General features: G+C 49.1%; 20 protein-coding genes. 12 read left to right on the forward strand and 8 right to left on the reverse strand.

Annotation, left to right across the window (positions count from 1 at the left end):
- Nucleotides 1–381: 381 nt before the first annotated feature.
- A complete protein-coding gene (locus RC73_RS18120) occupies nucleotides 382–1,071 on the reverse strand; it encodes a DNA-3-methyladenine glycosylase I (protein WP_039035964.1) in 690 nt (229 codons plus the stop codon).
- Between the two features lie 385 nt (nucleotides 1,072–1,456).
- Between RC73_RS18120 and RC73_RS18125 the strand changes: the two genes are divergently transcribed.
- Entirely contained in the window at nucleotides 1,457–2,110 is a 654-nt protein-coding gene (locus RC73_RS18125) for a glutathione S-transferase family protein (protein ID WP_039035965.1), read from the forward strand.
- Between the two features lie 8 nt (nucleotides 2,111–2,118).
- Here RC73_RS18125 and RC73_RS18130 read toward each other — a convergent pair whose 3' ends face one another.
- Together RC73_RS18130 and prlC are read right to left on the reverse strand one after the other, a co-directional pair.
- Nucleotides 2,119–2,649 (reverse strand): thioesterase family protein, encoded by a 531-nt coding sequence (locus RC73_RS18130; RefSeq protein ID WP_025009092.1) that lies wholly within the window; start codon nucleotides 2,647–2,649, stop codon nucleotides 2,119–2,121.
- 114 nt (nucleotides 2,650–2,763) lie between these two features.
- The gene (gene prlC / locus RC73_RS18135; protein ID WP_039035966.1) at nucleotides 2,764–4,803 is read right to left on the reverse strand and encodes an oligopeptidase A; all 2,040 of its coding nucleotides are present in this window, start codon (nucleotides 4,801–4,803) and stop codon (nucleotides 2,764–2,766) included.
- Between the two features lie 390 nt (nucleotides 4,804–5,193).
- Between prlC and RC73_RS18140 the strand changes: the two genes are divergently transcribed.
- The 7 genes from RC73_RS18140 to RC73_RS18170 all read left to right on the forward strand — a co-directional run bounded on the left by RC73_RS18140 (nucleotide 5,194) and on the right by RC73_RS18170 (nucleotide 13,676).
- Entirely contained in the window at nucleotides 5,194–5,901 is a 708-nt protein-coding gene (locus RC73_RS18140) for a hypothetical protein (protein ID WP_039035967.1), read from the forward strand.
- 80 nt (nucleotides 5,902–5,981) lie between these two features.
- Complete coding sequence (locus tag RC73_RS18145) at nucleotides 5,982–6,518, forward strand: hypothetical protein (protein ID WP_052248280.1); 537 nt, start codon at nucleotides 5,982–5,984, stop codon at nucleotides 6,516–6,518.
- A gap of 128 nt (nucleotides 6,519–6,646) precedes the next feature.
- Entirely contained in the window at nucleotides 6,647–8,005 is a 1,359-nt protein-coding gene (gene gorA, locus RC73_RS18150; protein ID WP_039035968.1) for a glutathione-disulfide reductase, read from the forward strand.
- 95 nt (nucleotides 8,006–8,100) lie between these two features.
- Nucleotides 8,101–9,438, forward strand: coding sequence for a tyrosine-type recombinase/integrase (locus RC73_RS18155; protein WP_039035969.1), 1,338 nt, complete (start codon nucleotides 8,101–8,103; stop codon nucleotides 9,436–9,438).
- The gene (locus RC73_RS18160; protein ID WP_039035970.1) at nucleotides 9,431–11,173 is read left to right on the forward strand and encodes a hypothetical protein; all 1,743 of its coding nucleotides are present in this window, start codon (nucleotides 9,431–9,433) and stop codon (nucleotides 11,171–11,173) included. The genes RC73_RS18155 and RC73_RS18160 overlap by 8 nt, the downstream gene beginning before the upstream one ends.
- Nucleotides 11,173–13,221, forward strand: coding sequence for a hypothetical protein (locus RC73_RS18165; protein ID WP_039035971.1), 2,049 nt, complete (start codon nucleotides 11,173–11,175; stop codon nucleotides 13,219–13,221). Before RC73_RS18160 ends, RC73_RS18165 begins: the two co-directional genes overlap by 1 nt.
- Nucleotides 13,218–13,676, forward strand: a complete 459-nt coding sequence (locus tag RC73_RS18170; RefSeq protein ID WP_039035972.1) for a hypothetical protein — start codon at nucleotides 13,218–13,220, stop codon at nucleotides 13,674–13,676. The genes RC73_RS18165 and RC73_RS18170 overlap by 4 nt, the downstream gene beginning before the upstream one ends.
- A 212-nt stretch (nucleotides 13,677–13,888) precedes the next feature.
- On the opposite strand, the gene RC73_RS18175 is transcribed toward RC73_RS18170, so the two are convergent.
- Both RC73_RS18175 and RC73_RS18180 read right to left on the reverse strand, forming a co-directional pair.
- Nucleotides 13,889–15,223 carry a hypothetical protein gene (locus tag RC73_RS18175; protein WP_039035973.1) on the reverse strand — a complete coding sequence of 445 codons (1,335 nt, stop codon included), beginning with the start codon at nucleotides 15,221–15,223 and terminating at the stop codon, nucleotides 13,889–13,891.
- Nucleotides 15,224–15,449: 226 nt separating this feature from the next.
- Nucleotides 15,450–16,115 (reverse strand): Shedu anti-phage system protein SduA domain-containing protein, encoded by a 666-nt coding sequence (locus RC73_RS18180; RefSeq protein WP_052248281.1) that lies wholly within the window; start codon nucleotides 16,113–16,115, stop codon nucleotides 15,450–15,452.
- Between the two features lie 156 nt (nucleotides 16,116–16,271).
- On the opposite strand from RC73_RS18180, the gene RC73_RS20830 reads away from it, so the two are divergent.
- The 3 genes from RC73_RS20830 to RC73_RS18190 all read left to right on the forward strand — a co-directional run bounded on the left by RC73_RS20830 (nucleotide 16,272) and on the right by RC73_RS18190 (nucleotide 19,227).
- Nucleotides 16,272–16,427, forward strand: coding sequence for a hypothetical protein (locus RC73_RS20830; RefSeq protein ID WP_160289589.1), 156 nt, complete (start codon nucleotides 16,272–16,274; stop codon nucleotides 16,425–16,427).
- A gap of 323 nt (nucleotides 16,428–16,750) precedes the next feature.
- Nucleotides 16,751–17,365: a TetR/AcrR family transcriptional regulator gene (locus RC73_RS18185; RefSeq protein WP_039035974.1), complete on the forward strand. Its 615-nt coding sequence runs from the start codon at nucleotides 16,751–16,753 to the stop codon at nucleotides 17,363–17,365.
- The gene (locus RC73_RS18190) at nucleotides 17,356–19,227 is read left to right on the forward strand and encodes an MFS transporter (RefSeq protein ID WP_039035975.1); all 1,872 of its coding nucleotides are present in this window, start codon (nucleotides 17,356–17,358) and stop codon (nucleotides 19,225–19,227) included. The genes RC73_RS18185 and RC73_RS18190 overlap by 10 nt, the downstream gene beginning before the upstream one ends.
- An 86-nt stretch (nucleotides 19,228–19,313) precedes the next feature.
- Here RC73_RS18190 and mnmH read toward each other — a convergent pair whose 3' ends face one another.
- The 3 genes from mnmH to RC73_RS18205 all read right to left on the reverse strand — a co-directional run bounded on the left by mnmH (nucleotide 19,314) and on the right by RC73_RS18205 (nucleotide 22,708).
- Complete coding sequence (gene mnmH, locus RC73_RS18195; protein WP_039035976.1) at nucleotides 19,314–20,429, reverse strand: tRNA 2-selenouridine(34) synthase MnmH; 1,116 nt, start codon at nucleotides 20,427–20,429, stop codon at nucleotides 19,314–19,316.
- On the reverse strand, nucleotides 20,426–21,469 hold the full coding sequence (gene selD, locus RC73_RS18200; RefSeq protein WP_039035977.1) for a selenide, water dikinase SelD: 1,044 nt from the start codon (nucleotides 21,467–21,469) through the stop codon (nucleotides 20,426–20,428). Before selD ends, mnmH begins: the two co-directional genes overlap by 4 nt.
- Before the next feature lie 132 nt (nucleotides 21,470–21,601).
- The gene (locus RC73_RS18205; protein WP_039035978.1) at nucleotides 21,602–22,708 is read right to left on the reverse strand and encodes an acyl-CoA desaturase; all 1,107 of its coding nucleotides are present in this window, start codon (nucleotides 22,706–22,708) and stop codon (nucleotides 21,602–21,604) included.
- Nucleotides 22,709–22,851: 143 nt separating this feature from the next.
- Between RC73_RS18205 and fabR the strand changes: the two genes are divergently transcribed.
- Entirely contained in the window at nucleotides 22,852–23,466 is a 615-nt protein-coding gene (fabR, locus tag RC73_RS18210; protein WP_025010659.1) for an HTH-type transcriptional repressor FabR, read from the forward strand.
- Nucleotides 23,467–23,898 lie beyond the last annotated feature (432 nt).

A 23,898-nucleotide genomic window follows, 5' to 3' on the forward strand; every position in this document is an offset into this window, starting at 1 on the left:
TTTGCTCGGTATGGACGGCTTCAAAGCCTTCCCAGAGCGCAATGGGAAAAGTAATATTCGACATTGAGAACGGTTGGGGTTGGTTATTGTTTTGGTTTGGCGACTAAACAATAACTCTCCAACCGTTTTCATTTCCAGTCCACGCTAATCTGCGATGAACCAAAAAAAAGGGCCGGGTAGTTAACCCGGCCTAAAAGAGTGTGTGAGCAATGTCGTGCTTTGCAAACTCAGGAACACCATAACTTCAAGCAAATCTCAGTCGACTAGCGGTTAACTGACTCTCAGTTAAGGATGAGTTTTGGAACGCAAAACAGATGATAATGGTTCTCATTTTCGATTGCAACTATTTTGTTTGTATTTAAGTCAAATTTATCTCAGGCCTCAGATACGATTATCCCCTGTGCTACAAGCCAGGATGCGGCTGATGGCGGCCATGCTCCTGCCGCTGCTCTGCTGCCAATGATTGAATACAGCTTGTACCTGGGCCAGGCCGCTCTTTGAGCTGAAGCCTGCATCTACCAGTTTGTGGCTCTTGAGATAGTTTTGAACATCAGCGGTCAATAGGAAGCTGTCTTTACCTATACCACGCAGAAAATAGGGGCCGGTATTGCCACCCAGGCGTGCCCCACGGCGTTTGAGCTCTTGCCACAGTGAGGTGATCTCCTCCACTGGCCAGAGGGCGATGTAACGGGCCAGGCTGCCGTGTTCTCTGGCAATATCCTGCACCATGAGCGCGTTGTCATAAATGGCCTGGGTCTTTTTCTGGTGGCGAATAAGGCGACTGTCCTCAGCTCTGGCTTGCAGCTGCTCAGGGGAGAGCATCAACACTTTCATGGGTTCAAAGCCAAAGAAGGCCTCTTCATAGGCCGGCCATTTGTGTTCCACTACCTTCCAGACAAAACCACTCTGAAATACCTGTTTGCTGAGTGCTGAAAGCAACTCGGCATCTGTATATTCCAGCAATTCTTCTGTGGAACAGACTTTGGGTAACAGGCTCTCCAGTTGCTCGGCGCCACCTTTACGCTTACAGGCTCTGGCATAGATGGTGGCAAAATCTTCCGGCTTGATCATGTGCTTTTCCCTTTTGATTGGCTCAGTTGCTGCCGCACCAGTGTAATACCAATCGGGGTAAAGATGGCAGCGGATTAACAGTAATACTTGAGGCTTGGTTTCAAGACTGATCAAGCGGGGCTTTTTCAGTGAACGTTCAGCCCCAACAGACGTTTGATGTCATAAGTGGCGATTAAGAACAAAGTGGAGACTTTGAAATCAGCTAGCAAGTTTACCGACTGAAAAGGTGCTCATCACATCTCTACATGTGGGACTTTCTCAAGCAGAAGTAGGGCTAAACAGAGGACGGATAACTGCTCGCGGCACTCATGGTAACTGTTCACGCCTTCCCTAAGCGGTAGCCAGCAACTAAAGTTAAAGTTGGTAACCATGGGGATCCCTGTCTATGGAGCTTTACTACCATCCATTGTCGCGTTATTCGCAAAAGGTGCTGCTGGCACTTTATGAGAAGCAGGCAAACTTCTTTCCCCGGGTAACGGATCTGCAGGATCCATTGGAGCGCCAACATTATCTGCATTTCTATCCATCCGGTAAGCTGCCACTCTTGGTGTGTCAGGACGGCAGCCTGTTGCCTGAATCCAGCATTATCATAGAGTATCTGGACAATAAAATGGCCGCCGGCACCCGGTTGTTGCCCAAGGAGCCCGAGCTCAATCTGCAAGTGCGTCTCTATGACAGAATTGCCGACAACGACCTTAACAACAGCCTCTATCAGTTGGAACAGCAATATAGCTTACCGGAAGAACAGCAACTTCCTCTGGTGCAGCGTCAAATTGAAAACCGTCTCAGACTTTGCCTGCGGGCGCTGGACTTGCGCCTGGTTGAGCATCATTGGCTGTGCGGAGATGGGTTCACTTTGGCCGATTGTGCCTTAATTCCTTGTCTTGGTTATCTGCAGCGCAGTTTCAACTTACTGGATTACCAGCATTTGGGGCGCTACTGGCTGCAGGCGCAATTGCGAGGTTCCTGGATGTTGGTGCAGGATGAAGTGACTCTGGCTCAGGAAGAGGCCAGCAGCGGGCTCAGACCCATCCCTTGAACAAGAATTCAGCTGTTGCGGGCCTTTTTGAGATCCAGGAATGACTTCCACTTGATGATCTCCGCCGGTAACTCGGGCGTGGTCTCATCGAACCCGGCTTCCGTCAACAGGTTTTCCGTGGGTACAGGTTTGCGTTTGCAGACGAACAAACCTCTGACATGCACTATGGCATGCAGGCCTCTGTCCGACAGGAAACGTTGCTCTATGTAGAAATACTTTTCATCCCAGCCAACCACGCGAGAGGCAATTTCAAACTGCTGTAATGGCCTGATATCCCTTACATAAGTGAATTCGGCGGCATTGACTATCGGCATCCATTTCAGTTTTAGAAAGCGCTTCAGCAAGCCCATTTCGGCCATCATATAGGTGCGGGCCAGATCCATAAATGCCGGGTAGCGGGAGTTGGTCAGGTGCAGGTTGATGTCACAGTCACTCGGTAAAGCCCGATAACGGATGCGGCTGGTGCCGAGAAAACCGATATCGTTTGCCCGGCGCACTCTCCAGAGCAGCAGCCAAAACAGGCGAAAGTAGAGGTTCATCAAAGGGTCCAAGAGTTGAGAGGCATTAAAGGCTACCAAAGGTCATACCAGACGGCAAGCGAGAACTGGCTCACAAAAAAGGCGCCCTAAGGCGCCTAATCAATTGCTTCAGTCTCAGGCTTGGATCCCCGAGTGACGCAGCAGTGCGTCTATGCTGGGCTCGCGGCCACGGAAGCGGGTAAATAGCACCATAGGCTCTTCACTGCCGCCCATCTCAAGTATGTTATGCAGGAAGTCGCGTCCTGTGCTCTCGTTGAAAATACCTTCCTCCTCGAAGCGGGAGAAGGCATCGGCAGACAACACTTCGGCCCACTTGTAGCTGTAGTAGCCGGCGGCATAACCTCCGGCAAAGATATGGGCGAAGCCATTCTGGAAGCGGTTGAATTCAGGCGGTGTGACCACTGCCACCTGGCGTCGAACCTCATCCAACATCTGCTGAATATGGGCGCCCTTGGCCGGATCAAACTCCTGATGCAGGCGGAAGTCGAACAGAGAGAACTCCAGTTGCCGCAGCATCATCATGCCGGACTGGAAGTTCTTGGCGGCCAGCATCTTGTCCAGCATCGCCTTGGGCAGCGGCTCCCCGGTCTGATAATGGCCGGAGATCTCCGCCAGCGCCTCTTCGGCCCAGCACCAGTTCTCCATAAACTGGCTTGGCAGCTCCACGGCATCCCAAGGTACGCCGTTGATACCGGAAACCCCACCGACATCGATGCGGGTCAGCATATGGTGAATACCATGACCAAATTCGTGGAACAGGGTAGTGACTTCGTCATGGGTAAACAGCGCCGGCTTGTCACCCACAGGGCGATTGAAGTTACAGGTGAGGTAGGCTACCGGCTTTTGCAGGCCTGTGGCCGTCATCCGCCGGGTTCGGCAATCATTCATCCAGGCGCCGCCCCGCTTGCTTTCACGGGCATAGAGGTCCAGATAGAAGCTGCCTCTGTGTTCGCCCTCGGCATCCAGGATATGGAAAAAGCGCACATCTTTATGCCACTTGTCGAAATCCTGCTGCTCTTTGACATCCATACCGAACAAGCGCTTGATGGTGTAGAACAGGCCGCTGAGCACCTTGTCTTCGGGGAAGAAGGGACGTAGCTCTTCCTGAGATATCTCATACTTGTGTTGCTTGAGCTTTTCGCCGTAGTAACCCAGATCCCAGGCCGCCAACTCGGTTACACCATAATGCTCCTTGGCAAACTCCTTGAGTTCGGCCAGCTCGGCCTTGGCCTGAGACTTGGAGCGCAGCGCCAGCTCATTGAGGAAGGCGATAACCTGCTCGGGCGATTGCGCCATCTTGGTGGCCAGGGACTTATCGGCATAGGTATCAAAGCCCAGTAACTGTGCCAACTCATGGCGCAGGCTCAGGATCTCGTCCATCAGCGGGCCATTGTCGAACTCACCGGCATTGGGGCCTTGATCCGAAGCGCGGGTAACAAAGGCGCGGTAGCACTCTTCACGCAGACTGCGGTTGTCGCTGTAGGTCATGACCGGCAGATAGGATGGAAAATCCAGGGTGAACAGCCAACCTTGCTGCTCTTTGGCCTCTGCCATCGCCTTGGCGGCGGCAATGGCAGACTCTGGCAGACCGGCCAATTCGGCTTCATCGGTAACCAGCTTGCTCCAGGCATGTGTGGCATCCAGCAGTTGGTTGGAATAGGTGCTGCTGAGTTCAGACAGACGCTTTACAATCTCTCCATAGCGGGCTTTTTGTTCATCATTGAGGCCTATTCCCGACAGTTCGAAGTCTCTCAGGCTATGTTCTATCACAGTCTGTTGTGCCTGGCTGAGCTGGGCAAATTCCGCCGAGGCCTTGAGCTCTTTATAGGCCTGATACAGGCCCAGATGTTGGCCGACAAAGGTGCTGTACTCAGACAGTAGTGGCAGGCAGGCATCGTGGGCGGCGCGCCATTCTTCATTGCTGAGTACTGAATTCATATGGGAAATCGGCGACCAGATCTGACTCAGCTCATCGTCCACCTGCTCCAGGGGGGCCACCAGGTTCTCCCAAGTGAAGGGGCCTCCTGCGGCCAGCACGGCTTCTATTTTATCGCGGCATTTGGCTATGGCCTGTTCGACCGCCGGTTGAATATGCTCGGCCTTGATACTGGAAAAGGGTGGCAGCTCCTGTGCTGTCAGCAGCGGATTGGTCATTGTCTGTCCTCTCTTTGGGCATGGGCCATAGGGCCTGCATTGGGTGCCTGGTCTTGCCGCCATGGCGGCGAATATTCAGGGGCGTGGCTAATAGATAAGGGTTCCGCTGTGATTTATCAAGGTGATAAAAGCGATTGGTGCCATAGCAGTGGCACAGATGTGAAACACAGCAGTGAAACATAGCAGTGAAACATAGCAGTGAAACATAGCCGCCAAACTCGGCAGTGAAATACCCGTGAGTCACGAGTCACTGCTGCCGAGGAAGAGAGCCTACCGTCAATGCACAAAAAAATCATAAATGATAACTGGATCTAAAACACGATTCGTTATCATTTACATAATAGGGTGGTGGAATAAAATAAACTTTACTTTGTAAGTTTGGTACGTTTTATGCGCTATCCGCTCTTGTTGCTGACACTCCTGTGCTGCAATCCATTATTGGCCGATGAGGCCACTGAAACCCAACTCATGCTGGGGTGGGACAGCCGCTATATTTCCGAGGGGCGTGACAACTTGTCTGCGGGCGGGATTGCCTGGAGTGGCATTCACCATAGCCGTGATGGCCTGGGGGCCTTCGTGTTGTTTGGCCGAGCCGACAGTGTGAACTACGCCGAGCTCAATGCCGGGGTGGAATACTGTTTCAACCCACTCGAATCAGTGGAAGCCGGTGTCGGCATGCAGCGACTGGAGTTTTACGGTGATGAGCGCGGCCATGACAATGAGGTGTACGCCTATCTCGCCTATCAGGGGCTGAGCTGGCTGACGCCATCGATTAACTATACCCATGCTACTGAAGCCTCTGGTTATTTTGTTGAGTTGAGCCTGCACAGCCACTGGCAAGTGAACGAGCAATTGACTCTGACCCCTTATGTGACCCAGGGATTCGACTTTGGCTATGCCAGCCAGACTCATGATGGCCCCAATCATCTGCAGTTTGGTGTAGAGGCATGCTACTCATTAACCCCTTCTTTGGTGGCTTCCTTGCATTTGAGCCACAGCATAGCGCAGGACGATATCAAGCAGCAGGCGCAAGAGGAGGATTGGCATGGCGATCTGGCTCAGTCTTATGCCGGCTTGCATCTAGAGTGGCAGTTTTAAATTGGCTAACATTCACCGCAGCTTCTAGACTCTGATGTGAAGACAAACAGCGTCGACGGATCGATGCGGAGGGACAGGGAATGTTAACCTACAGAATCGGCGGGCTTTGCTGCCTGCTCCTTTGGTTGGGAGTCGCCCCATTGGTTGAATCCCAGGCCGAATCAAGCTCAGACCTGAATCCAGACCTGAATCCAGTGTCGGGTTCAGAGCCCTCAATAGATAAGCAACTCAGCGACCCGGACAAAGATCCAGGCTCACTCCCTCTGGGGTGGGTGCTCGACAGCGAGGGCAATCCTATTGCCATTCCACAGCAGTTTGAAGCCGCACTTGAATATGAGTCTGCGCCCCTGCCCAAGGCCTCGCGCGACAGTAAACCAACCAAATCCCGAAAAAAGAAGCCATCCAAGCCTCGCCGCCAAGTCGCCGATGATCCCAGTTGTCGCTGGTTGGATAAGCGAATGACAGAGCTGGAGCGGCGCCTCAGGCAGAAAGATTCCCACACTGCCAGATATTTGCAGGCTGAACTTGGCGAGCATCAACAGCAGTTTCGTTGCCTCAAGTGCTCAGGCTCAGGGCCAGAGACCCAGGATTATTCCCGCTGCAGCCTGTACCACTGAAATTTTTACCGGCAGACTCTGGTCTGGTCACTTGATCTGAATCCCCCTACAATGGCTCACAAGTATCCCGCCAGACGGGAGGTCGCCCTGTTGGGCGAGTGAGTCAGTATCAATCTACGGAGATAAACATGGCACAACATTTTGACTATATCTGCCTGGGTGCGGGCAGCGGTGGTATTGCGTCAGCCAACAGAGCCGCTATGCGTGGCGCCAAGGTCTTGCTGATTGAAGCCAAACACCTGGGTGGTACCTGCGTCAACGTCGGCTGTGTGCCCAAGAAGGTCATGTGGTATGGCGCCCAAGTGGCCGAAGCCATGCATCTCTATGCCAAAGATTACGGTTTTGATGTCAGCGTCAACCAGTTTGACTGGAACACTTTGGTGGCCAGTCGTGAAGCCTATATCGAACGGATCCATGGCTCTTACGAACGCGGTCTGGCCAACAACAAGGTGACTGTGGTTAACGGCTATGGCCGCTTTGTTGATAACCACACCATTGAGGTTGACGGCGAACACTACAGTGCCGAGCATATTTTGATCGCTACCGGCGGCGCGCCCAGCATTCCCGACATTCCCGGGGCTGAATATGGCATAGACTCGGACGGTTTCTTTGCCCTGCGTGAACAGCCCAAGCGGGTAGCCGTAGTGGGTGCCGGTTATATCGCGGTGGAAATTGCCGGTGTATTGCATGCCCTGGGCAGTGAAACCCATCTGTTTGTACGCAAACATGCGCCGCTGCGTAACTTCGACCCCATGCTTTATGAAACACTGATGGAGTCCATGGCCAGCGAAGGGCCTTCGCTGCATACCCAGAGCATTCCCAAGGAAGTGCGTAAAAATGCCGATGGCAGCCTGACTCTGGTGCTGGAAAACGCTGAAGAGTACACAGTGGACTGCCTGATCTGGGCCATAGGTCGGGCACCGGCCACAGGTAATATCGGCCTTGAAAATACCGATGTGCAGTTGGATCCCAAGGGATATGTGATAACAGATGCCCAGCAAAACACCGGCGCCAAAGGGGTTTACTGTGTCGGTGACATCATGGCTGGCGGAGTAGAGCTGACACCGGTTGCCGTCAAGGCGGGTCGCTTGCTGTCAGAGCGTCTCTTTGGCGCCTTGCCGGATGCCAAGATGGACTATGACTGCATCCCGACTGTGGTCTTCAGCCACCCGCCAATTGGCACCATGGGGCTGACAGAGCCTGAGGCCAAAGAACGTTTCGGTGAGGATCAGGTGAAAGTCTACACTTCATCCTTTACCTCCATGTACACAGCGGTTACTGCGCACCGTCAAGCCTGTAAGATGAAGCTGGTTTGTGCCGGCGCCGATGAAAAAGTTGTCGGGATCCACGGTATCGGCTTTGGCATGGATGAAATCCTTCAAGGCTTTGGCGTTGCCATCAAGATGGGCGCCACCAAGGCTGACTTCGATGCCGTAGTTGCTATCCATCCAACAGGCGCAGAAGAGTTTGTTACAATGACAGGTTAGTGTAGGAAAAGCATCTTACACACATAAATAACTCTGGAAAATAATCACCCACTGGCCATGCTGTATGTATAGCCAGTGGGTATTGAGAGGGATTTATGTCAGTTCTTATACATTCAGATGATGTTTTTAAAGAAACGGAGTTAATAGCGAATAGTGATGGCTTGTTCCATTGCTCTCCACTTAAAGACAATATTGGTTCTTTACCCACGTTGTTTACCAAAGAAGGAGCCTTTAATCACGAAGCCAATAGCTACTTCTTCTATCAGAAAGCCATTAAGCAAGCCAAAGACTTATCGCCTTGCGCCCAAGCTCTCCAAGCCTTTTATCAGTTTTTAGAAGATAACAACCTCCGTTGGGATCACTTCCCACCTGTTAAACGCTTAAAGCCAACCTACCTCTTTCGCTCACATCTGCTCAAGCAGATCAATAGCGGGGAACTAGCTCACTCAACCGCCAGCGTTCGGATGAACCAAATCGTTAGCTACTATAAGTGGTTGATGTATGAGGGCTACCTGATAGTCAAAAGCGAAAAAGAAGCGCCGTTTAAGATGGAGTATGTTTCTGTGCAAAGCACAGGGATGTTGGCCCACGTATCTCCAACATTCACCGTGCAGACCAGTGATCTTCGAATTAAAGTGCCGAGAGACAGTAGCAGCAAGAACATAAGGCCGCTCACACCCCTGAGTAACGATTCGCTGGGCATATTGACCTCGTATCTGCCTCAAGCATCCATTGAACTACGCCTTCAGGTGCTGCTTTCTATTGATACCGGAATGCGGATCAACGAAGTCGCCACACTCACCCTTGATGCATTAAAGACTGCCATACGACTTGCTGAAAGTGAGCACCGCTATGAACTGACGATTTCACCGCAATTGAATGGTGTTCAAACCAAATATGCCAAGCAAAGAACCATTGAAATATCAACCGAACTATTAGCTCAGTTAGATGATTACCGCACCTATGAACGGCGCTTACAGCGTGTGACAAAGCTAAATAATAAACTGGATAATTTATTTGAAGTGGCATCGGTTCTGAAACGGGAAGCCGTTGATGCGCTGGAGCGTTGTGAGCGCCACGAACCTCTGTTTGTCAGTGAACAAGGTAATCCGGTAACCGCAAAGTCCATCGAAGCAAGGTGGTCAGAGTTACGCAGCGTAATTAAAAAGTCACACCCCACCTTCACCCACCGTTTCCACGATTTTCGCTCGACCTATGGCACTTACCGCCTCAGCGACCTACTCGAAGCCGGACTCCTTGATCTTGAGTGTATGGAACTGTTGATGACGTGGATGGGACATAAAAATGAATCGACCACCTGGAAGTATTTGCGCTTTCTTAGACGGAAAAAGGCTTTCAAGGTCAAGTTTGGCATCCTCGATAACATCATGCACAGCGCATTACATAACGAACAAGGAGGTGAAAATGAGTAAAGTGGAATATCTCAGCGGTTGGCAGCCAGAGTTGTGTATCCAATTAGACATACATAGCATTCAAAAAGCGGACTTTAACCGTTTTCTTGTCAAGCACTTTCCCTCTACGCAGTCATTGCAACAGGGCGGACATTTTGAAGATGCTGACCGAGAGGGCGCTATTCTTCAGTTAAAAAAGAGTTTCGATAAAGCGATTGAAGAAGGCGGCAGTCATCACTCCTTGTACCAAGTCTTTTCTACCGCATCCTTGTATCTCAGGTGGTGTGATAAGCAGAGTGTCAACGCATTCACCCAATGCTCTGTTGAAGGCTATATGTCTCACCATAATGACCGAGTAATGTTGGGTTTGATGAAAAGCTCGACCTACGCGCGGATACGCGGAGAAATGAGCATCCTGGTTATCAAATACCTTGACTTGCCGTATCACTACTTTGATAACGTGGTGGTCAGAGGTTCCAGCGATACAGAACCCTACGAAGCTTACACCCGTAGCGATTTAAACCAGCTCCTTCCGTTTTTACGGCAAATCTTTAAGCAGACGCACAAGCAATTAATTACATGCCCAGAAAAGCATTTTGATGCCTACAAAAACGTGCCCACCATGACCTTTCACTGGCAGGGTCAGCAATACCTCTTTTGTGGTGGTGTAAGCAAGATGATGTGCGCAGGGACGTTCCTGCTAGCCTATTACACCCATAGCAATACCGGAAACTTGTTGCAACTCCGCCACCCTGACAATGCTTCAACCACCTTGGGCGAGGTATGGTACACCATGCCTGCCTTTAAGCGCCGCGCATTTAAAACGATTCAGGTGGAAATGTGTGGCCATGAGTTGGATATTCCCAAATACGCCTTGGACTTTTTCGATAAGTTACGTGAAGTATCTATGCTGATTGATACGGGTGAGCATGCCACCCTGCTGCAAACGGTCGTTGCCAATAAGGTACAGCCAATCAAGCCTTCTACACTCCGTGCCTTTGCAGACTGGATGGAAAAACACTTTTTATTTATTGACCAAACGGGTCGTCGATTGCGTCCGGTGATAAGCCGCTTTCGCGAAACCGGTGCCCAGTTAACCGCGTTCCATCAGGGCGACATGGCGAACGACATCATGCTGAACAATACGCCCAACACCCGCAAGAAGCATTACAGTGAAGGCAATAAAACAACCAATAATGGCATGCTACAAGATGCCATGGCGATAAGAGAAGAGCAGGTCAAAAGAAGGGTGACCACCCCGCAAGCGAGGCAAAACCTGGCAATTGATGTTCTGGTTATTGAACAAGAAAACAGCATCAAACTGCCCAACCTCAGCCGAACATCAAGCGGGTCAAGCTGTAGCAATCCGTTTGGTGAAAAGTCAGAGAAATACACCAAACAAGCCCGACGCCACGGATTAGCCAAAGAGGGGGAGCGATTAGCCTGCGCCGATTTGTTAGCTTGCTTTGGTTGCCCCGAACAGGTGATTGTTCAGTCGGTGGCAGATATCTGGTGCCTGCTCTCGTTCAAAGCATGTATCGAAGAATCGCTGTGTCTGCATCTGGATGCCGTTCATTACCGCAACAATTTCGAAGCGATTATTTCCTTCATCGACCAGAAAATACTACCCAACCTCCATGCCAAGGTACTCAAACAAGCCGAGACACGTCTGGATGACGATGGCCTGCATCCTGCTTGGGGCGAAGCCGATTCCATCCTCAACCTCATCCCTCGTGCCGATATGGAGGTGAAATAATGCAAACCGACCACCTGTATGAAGCCAACTTTCCAGCACAGCACAAAATCCACGATACTGATGTGTCCAGGCTGTATCAAGAGCAACGTTTTGACGAACTGGATGCTGTCATCATCTGTAAAGACACAGCGGGTGCGGTCACGGCCACCTTTAGCGATAGCGATTGGGATTGCTTTCCGTTCTCACGAAAAAAAGCAAACAACAACATCCGATTCACAGAGTTTGAACAGGTGTCAACGCTACAACGGGAGCTAAAACTGCTCACCTTTGGTTGGCTGTTTAATAAAAGTCCAAAACAACGAAAAGCCGCCAGTTTCCCTAGCGTTCGTACCCGTGTAGCAAAACTAAAAATCGCCTACCGTTTCCTTGCTTTTAACAATTTCACCTCTCTGGCAGCACTATCAGCACCGAGTCTGTGGCAGGCGTTTACCGCGTATCTTGTCGATAATGAATACTCATTGAGCTCCATCGAACAGTGTTTTATTGCTATCAACAAAGCTATTGAGTTCGCATCATGGCATCAATTAGCGCTAGGCTTTACTGCGCCGATTAAGGCATCAGTTGAGGCAAAAAAACTCTGTGACCGACAACAGCAACAAACGCTGGTGATCCCTGATCGCTTATGTGATGCGATTTACGGTAAAGCGATTGCTCTTATCGAAGAAGCCCTTCCATTTAGGACGTTAATTGTCCAAACCGAAAATGCTCTACAAGATAATTACCTTGAAAGTAAACGCACCCTCGATAAAAAGGTTGCCCAAGGAGCCATGTTCACGTTTTTGAAAACTGATGGCGGTATTGATAACCATAAATATGCATCGGCACTTCAAGAGAATAAGCCCCACTCCGTTCTTGATATCATTGCACCATTAGCCGAAAAACTGCCAAATGTTACGTTAAACAACGGAGCTGATTTCAAACGCTACCTTGGGCAACTGATTACCAGTAGCTATATTGTGTGTGGAGGATTCAGTGGCATGCGATACTCCGAACTAGACAAGCTCACTCCTGACAGTTATTACAAGGACACCTTTGAAGGACGTGACTACCACATGCTGCAATCGCACACCTTTAAACTGGGTGAAAAACGCGAAACCTGGGTCACCGCCGTATCTTCCAAAAACGCTATTGAACTGATGTCCGTTCTCACCGAGCGCTGGCGCTCAGAAGTCGTTTATCCTGATCCTAAGTACACGGGGTCACTCTGGATAAATCACACCGCTCGCTCAAAGCCACCGGTGTTGATTGCTAACTGGAATGCCCGCTTGCAACGTTTTTGCAAGCAATTAGACATGGTGGTCAACGAGGATGATTATCAGGAATGCCTTGATTCAAATCCGCGCTCATTGGACAAAATAAAAGCATCGGTGACTATTGGCCAGCCTTGGCCTTTAACCTCACACCAGTTCAGGCGCACACTGGCGTTTTATTGTATTAAGAATCGTTTTGGCACCTTAGTCGCACTGAAGCAGCAGTTTAAACACCTGTATTTAGCCATGACTGAGTGGTACAGCAATGGCGGAAAGCTGGCGAGCTTTCGGGACTTAATGGTAGACGAAAAGATAAAAACCCTGCTCAATGACATCAATGCAGAATCAACGGCGAACAAAATTTTTAAGCAGTGGCATTCGCACGAAAAGCTCGCGGGAACTCACGGTAAAGCAATCATGAAAATGCGCGGCGAAATACCGAGTATCTATAGCTCTTGGGAGGTCATCTATAGGGCGGTTAAGGACGGTAAGTTAACACTGCACGGCTCTTTGCACAGCTATTGTAAAAATGGCTACAACTGCGATATGGACGGTGTTGTGGCACCACAGTTCTGCGTAGATTGCGGCTCTTCCAGTAGCATCATTGACGAGCAACAGGCTAAGTGGTGGCAGAAAAAGCACCGTAGTCTAGTTGCTTACATGGAATCTGGCGAAGAAATTTCGGTAAGTGAACATAGCCACTATGTCACTCAAGTAAGAGCCGCAGAGAAGGTCATGGCTGACTTTGATATGCCCTTTGTTCCTTTTGAACCTGATTTGAAGGTAGCTAACTTATGAACAAGAGCGAAAACACACTATTGGCATTAGAAGCGGCTCTAGATCGCATTAAACAGGGTAAGCCTAAACGTATTCCCGCTCACCGTAAACTTAGTGTAAGAGCTGTCGAGGAAGAAGCAAATTTAGGTAATGGTAGCGGTTATTACTACCCTGATTTTGTCGAAAAGATTAAACAGACCAAAACTGAAATTGCGGCTGGGAAAGGCGAAATAGTCCAACCAGAGATCCAAACTGTGCGCATCAAACTCAAAGAACAAAAGCGCATCAAGGAAAATTTCAAGACCAAGTATGAGACGGAGCGAGAAAAATTAGCTCTGTTTGCGGCTGCACAACACCACCTAAACGATAAGCTTGTTCAAGCACTGGCTCGTATTGATGACCTTGAATATGAGAATGCAGAGCTTCGAGAGGAAATCGCTAAGATAAAAAGAAGCCAAGTAGTACCAATCAAGTAACACCTATCTAGCCCACTGAATGTTCTTCCAAAGTGGGCTACCACTGATCCGCACCAAACTCGTTTTTGGACAGAAACGTGTTAAAACATCTGCTGTATCAGATGAATTTCGGATACAAATTTCTATGTGATAGTTCCGTGTCAAATATTGAGCAGTGCCACACTAAACCTAAGATATTGAACCTGAAAAATCTTGGTTCTCTTGTTATATTTTCAAGCGTATCCAGCTATATTTGGAAGACGATACAGTTCCCGACTTCTAGCCTTTTCAATCCATGGGAAAGCCTTAGCAGTCCCATAAATCTGCATTAGTTCCTCCGCTAAATCACTATAGTTTAGGAAATATAAACTAATAACTAAATTGTCAAAAAAATTTGTTTTATCAGCTAGGTGCATTAAACTATCCCATACCGCGCCAACGCCATCCTCTATGTTACTCTTTGATTCTTCGAGTTCTCGCTTATAAATACTAACATATGTTTCGGAAAACATTTTATCGTGAGCAAAATAGAATAAAGCTTTCAAACCGGCTAAACTTTCAGCAGTTAAATAACCATTTAGGTTTTTCTTAAACTTACCTTTAATTTTAGAATCACGCGTTAATGACTCTAAAAAACCACTACTGCCCACTAAAATATCACTACTGTTCAGCTCAAATAATTCAACATTATACTGTCTACTAAGAATTTCTGGGTTAATCTGCATCCAAAAGTCTAGAAACCAAATCAATATATATTCGTCAACGCCTTTTAGTGGTAGTAGCTTTTTAATTTTGAATGAAAGTTCGTAGTTTGACTTTATCATGTCTATTGCTTTGCTAAGATCGTTACTAGATAACGAAAATTTTTCTCGGATAGAATTTTTTATTTCTACGAACTCATCACATATCCATGATGATATTGGTGGTAATTCGTCTGCCAAAATAAATAGCTGACATCTTGAAAGTTTGTTGGTAAACGACCCTAAAGAATATTCTTCAATAAGGAAATTTGTTAGGTGGAGCAATTTATCTAGTTCTTCTTCTAGGCTACCAAATTTTTCTTTTAATACTATGAAGTTGATGATTGATATATCAGTTAAATGTTTTTGACTTTCTGTATTAATTGGATACCTAAATGTTTGCCCTGTTGCATCCACATCAGCAAGATCAAGGATCGTTGGTTCAATTCTGTCATTTATTCCTTTAAAGCGTTCATCAATAATCTCTGATTCATTTTTGAAGAATGACCAAATATTTCCGATATTATGAGAACCAACAAAGTCAAAACTTAGCTGTTTTCCTTTACATTCAGCAATGACTTTAAGAGCTTCAATAGCTCCCTTTAGTCTTAACTCAACTGAGTGTCTCATGTTAAAGCATACTGGATAGACCATCTCATCAACACTTAAATGTAAATTTCTAGATTTAAGAACTTGATCAATAATAAGATTTGCTGCTTTTGAAAAACCTACGGCATACTCAACGTAACTTGGTGAGCCGTTGTTTCCCACACAAGCATTAGTCCAAGTTGGCTGACCAACGCAAAATGTTGAGTTTCTTTTATTCATTCATTGAACTCCAAATTGTTAAGTCTAAGTCATAAATGCACTTTGTAGGGTTACTATAATTTAGTCGATATTGGGAAACCCTGAATTTAATACGTACAGCTTTTACCAAGTAAGTTAATAGCATCAATAACGTTGTCATAGTGGATAAGATGTATCTGATTATTCCTGACACTTTTTCGCTGAATTCTATAGGTTATATCTTGAAAATCATTACGCCTACCGGCAATTACAACATAGTTAATCCTAGACTTATCGAAAGAGCAAAATTCCTCAGGTAGAGACTCGTCCGACTTTTTATGTTTTTGAAAAATTCTTGAAGAGAACTAAAGTTTTTTTCAAGCCAAAGATCCCAATTTTCTACCTGAGCTTGTCCCTTTCTAAAAACATTCCCTAATCCACCTTTTGAGGTAATAACGCTACCATATGGCGACTCTAACTCAACAAATACAAAGTGCCAACCATCTGAATTTTTTCCAACAAGTAAATAATCAGCTTTGTATGATGTACCTAAAGGAAATTCACAGAATATATGAGCAGCATGATGACCAAAGTTATAATATTTTTTAAGCAAAGAACCTATAATGAACAATGCAGGTTTGCCGTTAATATAGTTTAAGATATCTCGTTCTCTAATATTCGGCTTATTTAGTAATTCTGTAAACTCTTTTAAACACAAATTAAACTTCTGAGTATCTTTCAGTTCCATCGTATCAAGGTACTGGTTTGGGAATAGGCTAAGGTGATGCCTGACAGCTTGAGGGTAATCATGAAATAAACTTTTTCTTATTTCTACAGTGCTATTAGTGTTAATAAGCTCTTTTGACTTTAATTGCTCCCATTCTTCCTTTTCTACAGGAGTTAAAATTCGGTAGTCTCGATTATTACTATTCACATAAATTTCCTATTTTAGTATAAGGGCTAACACCTGCATTAGCAGGTGGTTTGGGACGAATCATAAGACCGTCTGTTTAGTTACTCTGTAGCATTACAAAAATTTGGTCAACTGGCGGTTTACAGAGTTGGTTGCCAGTCACATAGATAAAGCGGAATGGGGCAAAACGAGTTTGATGCTGAAAGACATCAGCCTCTCCTTCCATTGGAAGCACACCTTAAAGAAGTGACTAATTTTCTGGAAACTGATAACATCAAAACTCAAGATTTAGGAAAAATAGCTAAAAATTACTATTTTTCTGGAAAAGGCTAGTAAGCCTTATCACACAAACCTTTCCAGATTTATTGCTGAAACCACCTGTGTTGGTAGATTCATACCATGCGTTAAACAAGTGGATGCATATCACAGGTAAAATAGGCCAGAAGCAGTGCTTCTGGCCTATTGTCGTTTTGACCCTATTAGAACTAGAGGCAGTAAGCTGAAGTCATATTATTTGGTGTACTTTTAGGTAGTGATTACCTTAGAAGATATCAATTGCCTTTCGTAATTCTGATTAAAAAATGTCACATTGTGAACATTGTTTTTTATTTTAAAGGCTGTTAGTCTGCTGCCATCTCTTTTCAGGAATGGACACTATGGCAAGACGCAAGGAACACAGTCATCAAGAGATCCGCCTCATGGCACTGGATGTCGTCGAGCAGTTGTTGACGCAGGAGGAATATACCAGCCTGAGTCTTAGGCGGATCGCCTCCCAAGTGGGCTATGCCCCCAGTACCCTAATCAACCTCTTTGGTAGCTACAACTATCTGCTCCTGAGCGTATCCGCCAGGGTTTTGGAGCGTCTGCTTGAGCAAATACAGCTGGTGTGTGAACAAAAATTCGCAACCGGCGAGCTGAAGCTGTTGGCACTGGCCAAGGCTTATGCCGAGTTTGCCCATAGCCAACCCCAGGCATTTCGTTTGGTGTTTGCCTTACATCTGGGGCCGGAAGAACCTCTGCCGGAATCGCAACAACAGCTGATTGCCGAGCTGATAGGCTTGCTCGAGCTGCAACTCGGTGACTTGTTGCCAAACTTGCCCTCATCCAAGCTGGCGCTCGCCAGTCGCAGCTTCTGGAGCAGTATCCATGGGCTGACCGGCCTGGCGCTGGACGATAAGCTCTTCAGTCAGGCTTCTTGGTTGCAGTTACTGACATTTCAGGTGCACTTGTGGTGGACAGCAATGCAACAGGAGGATGGCGTATGTTCCTGAGCAAACGATTTTTACCCTATTTCGCCACTCAGTGTCTGGGGGCGCTTAACGACAACATCTACAAAAATGTGTTGCTGCTGCTGGTGACCTACAGCCAGGTCGAGAACCTGCCGATGAGTGTGGATCTGTTTGTCAATCTGGCGGCGGGGATTTTCATTCTGCCTTTCTTTCTGTTTTCTGCCCATGCGGGCATGGTGGCCGACAATATGGACAAGGCGCTGATGATCCGCAGATTAAAGCTGCTGGAGCTTATCATCATGTCCTGCGCCGCCGCGGCGATTATGGCGCAAAGCTATATGTTGATGTTGCTGCTGCTGTTTCTCACTGGCACCCAATCGGCCTACTTTGGCCCGGTAAAATACTCGCTCTTGCCGCAGGCGCTTAGAGAAGATGAGTTGGTCACCGGTAACGCCTGGGTGGAAATGGGCACCTTTCTGTCTATTTTGATAGGCACCCTGAGTGCCGGGCTGTTGGTAACCAGTGATAACGGCCTGATGTGGGCCGCAATAACCGTATGTGTGCTGGCCTTGGCCGGTTTCCTCTCCAGCCGGGCGATTCCATCATTGCCGGCGCCGCTGCCGATAGACAAGGTACGCTTTGCACCCTTGTCCGGTACTTTGGCCAGTATCAAGCGGGTACGGCAAACGCCGTCAATCTGGATGGCGATTCTGGCGATCAGTTGGTTCTGGTTTTTGGGTGCCACCTACCTGACCCAGTTCCCCAATTTTGCCAGAGGCTCGCTGCATTCGGACGCCACTGTGGTGTCACTGCTGCTGGCGCTGTTTTCCATAGGTATTGCGGTCGGCTCCTTTGTTTGTGAGCGCTTCTCCTTTGGTCATGTAGAGCTGGGGCTGCTGCCTTTCGGGGTCGCCGGGTTAACCTTCTTTGGCCTGGATCTGCTGTGGGCCATTCCTGACTACAGCCAACTGCCGGCGGGATATCTCTACGACATAAGTGAGTTTGTCGGCCGCAGTGAACACTTCAGGCTGATGTTGGCACTGTTTATGGTGGGGGTCAGTGGCGGCCTGTTTATTGTGCCTCTGTATGCCTTTATTCAGTCGCGCTCGGCCCCGGGTGAATGTGCCCAAGCCATAGCCGCCAACAATATCATCAATGCTCTGTTTATGGTGTGCTCGGCGATATTGTCGATAATATTGCTGGAGCTGGTGGGCCTGTCGATTCCTCAGTTATTTACTCTGCTGGCGGTATTCAACGCCGTGGTAGCGTTGTATGTCTATAGCCAGGTGCCTGAGTTTACGCTGAGGTTTATCAGTTATCTGCTGAGCCATTTGTTGTATCGTCTCAAGGTGGAAGGCCGGGAAAACATCCCCAAGCAGGGGGCTGCCGTGCTGGTGTGTAACCATGTCAGTTACGTCGATGCCTTGGTGCTGCTGGGAGCATCCACTCGCCCGGTGCGCTTTGTGATGGATAAGAGCATAAGTGAAATGCCCTTGCTCAAGTATCTGTTCCGCCACGCCGGGGTGATCCCTATCTGCTCACCGAAAAAGTGCATTGATACCTATACCCGGGCCTTTGAGCGCATTCACCAGGCGCTGACCAATGAAGAGTTAGTGTGTATTTTCCCTGAGGGTAGGTTGTCTCCCGACGGTGAATTGCATCAGTTCCGGCCCGGTATCGAACAGATACTGGCAAAGGATCCTGTGCCTGTGGTGCCAATGGCGCTCAAAGGTTTGTGGGGATCTTATTTCAGCCACAAAGATGGCCATGCCCTGACGACCCGGCCAAGACGTTTCTGGTCCAGGCTTAAGGTCAATATCGCAGCTCAGGTACCCGGCGCAGAAGAGAGCCGTCACTCGTTGCAGCAGCGGGTAGCCGATCTGCTGGCTAAATCTGATAGCTAAGGTCATGTCAACGAAAGAGCCCGGTCGCAGCCGGGCTCATTTTGTTTGCCGAAGAGCCAATTAAGCTTGATGGCCCGTCGTTACACTCATTGCTGGCGGTTTGATCGCCTCTCATCCAGCCACTGATGAATGGCCTGACGGTCACCGCGGAAGATGATCCGCTCGGCCTTTTTCTCCAGCTGGTACTGATACATGGGGTCGTAATACTTCTCCAGCAGCAGTGAGATCCACTCCAGGTGTTGTTCTGTAGTGTTGCGTTGCTGCTGTGTCTGCAAGCTTGAGTCGACCAGCTCCAGCAGTTGCTCAGTTTGTTGGTGCCCCATACGCTTGCGTATGCCCTCGACACTCTGACGCAGATAGGCACCGAACGCCGTCATGCCTTCTTCTGCGCCGTAATGCTGTTCAAAACCTCGCTGCATCTTGTGCACATACTCATCCAGAAGGCGGGGGAGCCTGGCCTCCAGTGGCTCTTCCAACACCAAAACCTGCGCCTGCTGCATGGCACTGAAAAAGACTTTTGGTATGGCGCGGCGTCCTATCAGGAAGCTTTCATCTTCCAGCAGCAGGCAGGACTCTTGCCTCTCTTGATGCCTCAACAGCTCCCGAGCCAAGCTGTTTTCAAAATTGATCTGACTGGGCTGCGGAGTAACATTTTTACCAAAGCTCGATCCTCTGTGATTGGCTGTCCCTTCCAGATCCACAGACTCGCTGCGGCTGAGAATAAACTCTGTCTTGCCTGAGCCGGTAATGCCGCTGAGGATCAACAGCTGTTGCTGCTGCGGGGTGTTATCTATGGTATCGATAAGGTATTGGCGCATCGCCTTGTAGCCGCCCTGAATATAGGGCACTTCAAGACCGGCCTCACGGATCCATTGCTGGGTCAGTTGAGAGCGTAGGCCCCCCCGAAAACAGTAGAGGTTGGCATCTGGGTGGGCGCTGAAGAAATCCAGCCAGGCTTGAATACGCGCGGCCTTGATCTTGCCTTTGACCAGAGAATGGCCGAGCTCTATGGCGGCAGCTTGCCCATGTTCTTTATAACAGGTGCCTACCTTCTGCCTTTCGCTGTCGTTCATCAACGGCAGGTTGATGCTGGCAGGAAAGGCACCCTTGGCAAACTCAACCGGCGCCCGCAGATCGACCAGGGGACGATCGGATAGGAAGATCTCCCGGTATTCTGCAGGCGCGATTATCTGTCGACTCATATAAGTTCCACCCACTGCTGACTGTCGTCGCGGCAGTCGAGCGCACCTATACAGTGTAGCTCCAGCCCTTGACCGGTCAGCAGTTGCTGCAGTTCTACCTCACCCTCGGCGCCGACAGCGATAAGTAAGCCGCCGCTGGTTTGCGGATCGCACAGTAAGGCCTTTTGTTGCTCGGAAACTTCGGGGAGGTGCTCACCGTAGCTGTCAAAGTTTCTGTGGGTGCCGCCCGGGATACAGCCCACAGCCAGATACTCGGAGGCTTTTTCCAGCAGTGGCAGTTTGGCGGTATCTATGCTGGCCTTGAGGTTGGAGCCCTGACACATTTCCAGCAGGTGGCCCGCCAGACCAAAGCCCGTCACATCTGTCATGGCGTGAACCGCGCTTATCTTGGCGACTTCGGCACCTATTTTATTGAGTTGGCACATGGCTTCGGGGGCGATATTGACGTCCTGCGGTGCCAGCTTCTTCTGCTTTTGTGCCGTAGTCAGTATGCCAATTCCCAGAGGTTTGGTGAGATAGAGCTTGTCACCCGCCTTGGCGGTATCGTTCTGCTTGAGGTGCTCCAGTGCCACTGTGCCGGTTACTGCCAGGCCGAAAATAGGCTCGGGTGCATCTATGCTATGGCCTCCGGCCAACATGATCCCGGCATCCATGCAGGCTTGGCGTCCGCCATCCACTACCTGCTGGGCAATCTCGGGTGACAGCTTGTTCACCGGCCAGCCCAGAATAGCAATCGCCATAATAGGCTTGCCGCCCATGGCATAGATATCGCTGATGGCATTGGTGGCTGCGATACGGCCGAAAGTGAAAGGGTCATCGACTATCGGCATAAAGAAGTCTGTGGTGCTGATAATGCCCGTGTGATCATCCAACTGATACACGGCCGCATCATCCCGGCTCTGGTTGCCGACCAACAGGCGGGGATCTTTAAAGTCCGGCAATTGAGAGGCCAAAATGGTGCTGAGGACTTTGGGAGAAATCTTGCAACCGCAACCTGCGCCGTGGCTGTACTCCGTGAGTTTGACTGACTGATCTGACATAGCCGGGTCCCTGAGTGATTGAAATAACCCCTGATCATAAACAGAAACGGCCGCAGTACAAGCCGACCGTTTCACAACTCAGGTAAATTCTGTTAAGCCGATCGCCAGGCCTTGGGTGGCTACGACAAGGTTTTAGGCTATGCTGGCTTGCAGTTGGCGCCATTGTTTTCGTTGGGCGCGAAAACGTAAGCGCATTTCCGTCACCTGAGACAGCAGATGCTTATCGGCCAATTGCTGCTTGCGTGCTTCAAGCAGCGCCTTCTTGGCTTCAAAGTAGGCCAGCAAGTGGCTCTTCAATTCCTCGTATTCTGCCTGCAGCTTTTCCAGGATTTCCTCGCAATTGGGCAGATGGGCCACCTTATGCTGGGCGCGCTTGAGTTGCATCTGCAGTTTGGCGGCTTCGATGCGCTCCTGGGGGCTCTTGCGCAGATCTTTGGTCAGGCCAAACCAGGACAGGAAACGGATCAGCCACTTGGTAGGGTCGTAATGCCACCAATGGATACCATTGCGGTAATCGTTTTCAAAGATATGGTGGAAGTTATGGTAACCCTCACCATAAGTAAACAGTGCCAGCACGCCGTTGTCTCGGGCACTGTTGCGATCTGTATAGGGTTGTTTGCCCCAGATATGCGCCAACGAGTTGATAAAAAAGGTGCAGTGATGCACTACTACCAGGCGCAGCAGACCGGCCAGCAGCAACATCGACAGGATATCGCCGTTCAACCAACCAAGCAGAGCGGGGAGGCCCACATTCATCAATAGTGCCAGCAGCAGATAATGCTTATGCTGCCACATGACTATGGTATCGTTTTGCAGGTCTCTGACGTTGTTATAGTCGTGATAACGCTGTGCCTGATATTCCCTGAGCATCCAACCAATATGGCTATACCAGAAACCCATGTTCGCTGAATAGGGATCCTTGTCATTGTCATCCACATGCTTGTGATGGATACGATGATCCGAAGCCCAATGTAAGGCACTGTTCTGCAAAGCCAGCGCACCGCCCAGGGCAAACAGGAAACGCACGGCAGGGTGAGACTTATAAGCCTTATGTGACCACAGCCTGTGGTAACCGGCGGTGATAGACAAACCACTGGCGAAGGCCAACAGTACGAAGGTGAGCCACTCGCTGAGCTCAAAACCATGACTGATGCCTCGCCAAGGCACCAGAATACAGGCACCGGCAAACGTCAGCAGGAAGAGGATCAGGTTGGTCCAGATGAGGGGAGGTTTTTTCATTATGATGACTTCCAAAACGCTTTAAGCTAACAAGTGTATGCTAAGTTGCTATTGGAGCACAATCACAGTGACACCAGCCGAGGATGTGATTATTGAGTAAAGCCTGTATTATTTGCGCAACAGATCCAGTGAATGGAATAAAGATGGGTATCAGAGCACAGCAGAAAGAGAAAACCCGCCGCGCCTTGGTGGATGCAGCATTCAATCAACTGAGTGCCGAGCGTAGCTTTTCCAGCCTGAGTCTTAGAGAAGTGGCCAGGGAAGCCAATATAGCGCCAACCTCTTTCTACCGTCATTTCAAGGATATGAATGAGCTAGGGCTGACCATGGTCGATGAAGGTGGCCTGACGCTGAGACAGATGATGCGTAAGGGACGTCAGCGCGCCGAGGCCGGCGGCAGTGTTATCCGCATCTCGGTCGACACCTTTATGGAAGTACTGGAATCCAACCCCAACGTATTCAGGATCCTGCTGCATGAACGCTCAGGCACCTCGGCCGCCTTTCGTGCCGCTGTGGCGCGGGAGATTGAACACTTTATCTCGGAACTGGCGCACTACACCGAGGACACCGCCGGCCGCAGCCCTGAGTTGGCCAGGGCACAGGCCGAAGCATTGGTGACTCTGGTGTTCAATGCCGGCGCCGCCGCCCTGGATATGAAACGGGCCGATCGCAAGATTCTGGCCGACCGACTGGTGACTCAACTGCGAATGGTGGCAACGGGCGCCGAAGCGTTGCAGCAAAAGCGCGATAGCCGCTAAGTTGATGATGTAAATTTTTCTGGTAAAAAATAACGGTCAACCAAATCTAAATAGATCAATCTGACCTATTTAGATTTGGTGAACCTTATCGTGCCTTTCCCCAATTACATCGGTTTCTAAATTCCTGATACTTTTAATTTTTGCAGCAAGTGCTTATTAGTAGATAGAGACCTTTTGAATGTAAGCGTTTAAGGAAGGTGAGAATAAGTCCTTGTGGCCTTCTCTTTTGTAGAGAGTGGCTTGCACAGCAATTGGCATTCAAGGCATCTGCCTGAAGGTATGCCGGAGTCTGTCGAAGTCGGATAACGCAGTGCTCCACAGCTCTCAATGCAGAGGATTATTTTCCGTCATACTCGGAGACTGCATTAGTAACAGTCTAGAAAGGCGTTGTTGATCAAATCATTCGCTTGAACGCAACTACCCCTAGGCTTT

Origin of the sequence: Shewanella sp. ECSMB14102, assembly GCF_000813075.1 — a bacterium.
Lineage (GTDB): Bacteria > Pseudomonadota > Gammaproteobacteria > Enterobacterales > Shewanellaceae > Shewanella > Shewanella indica.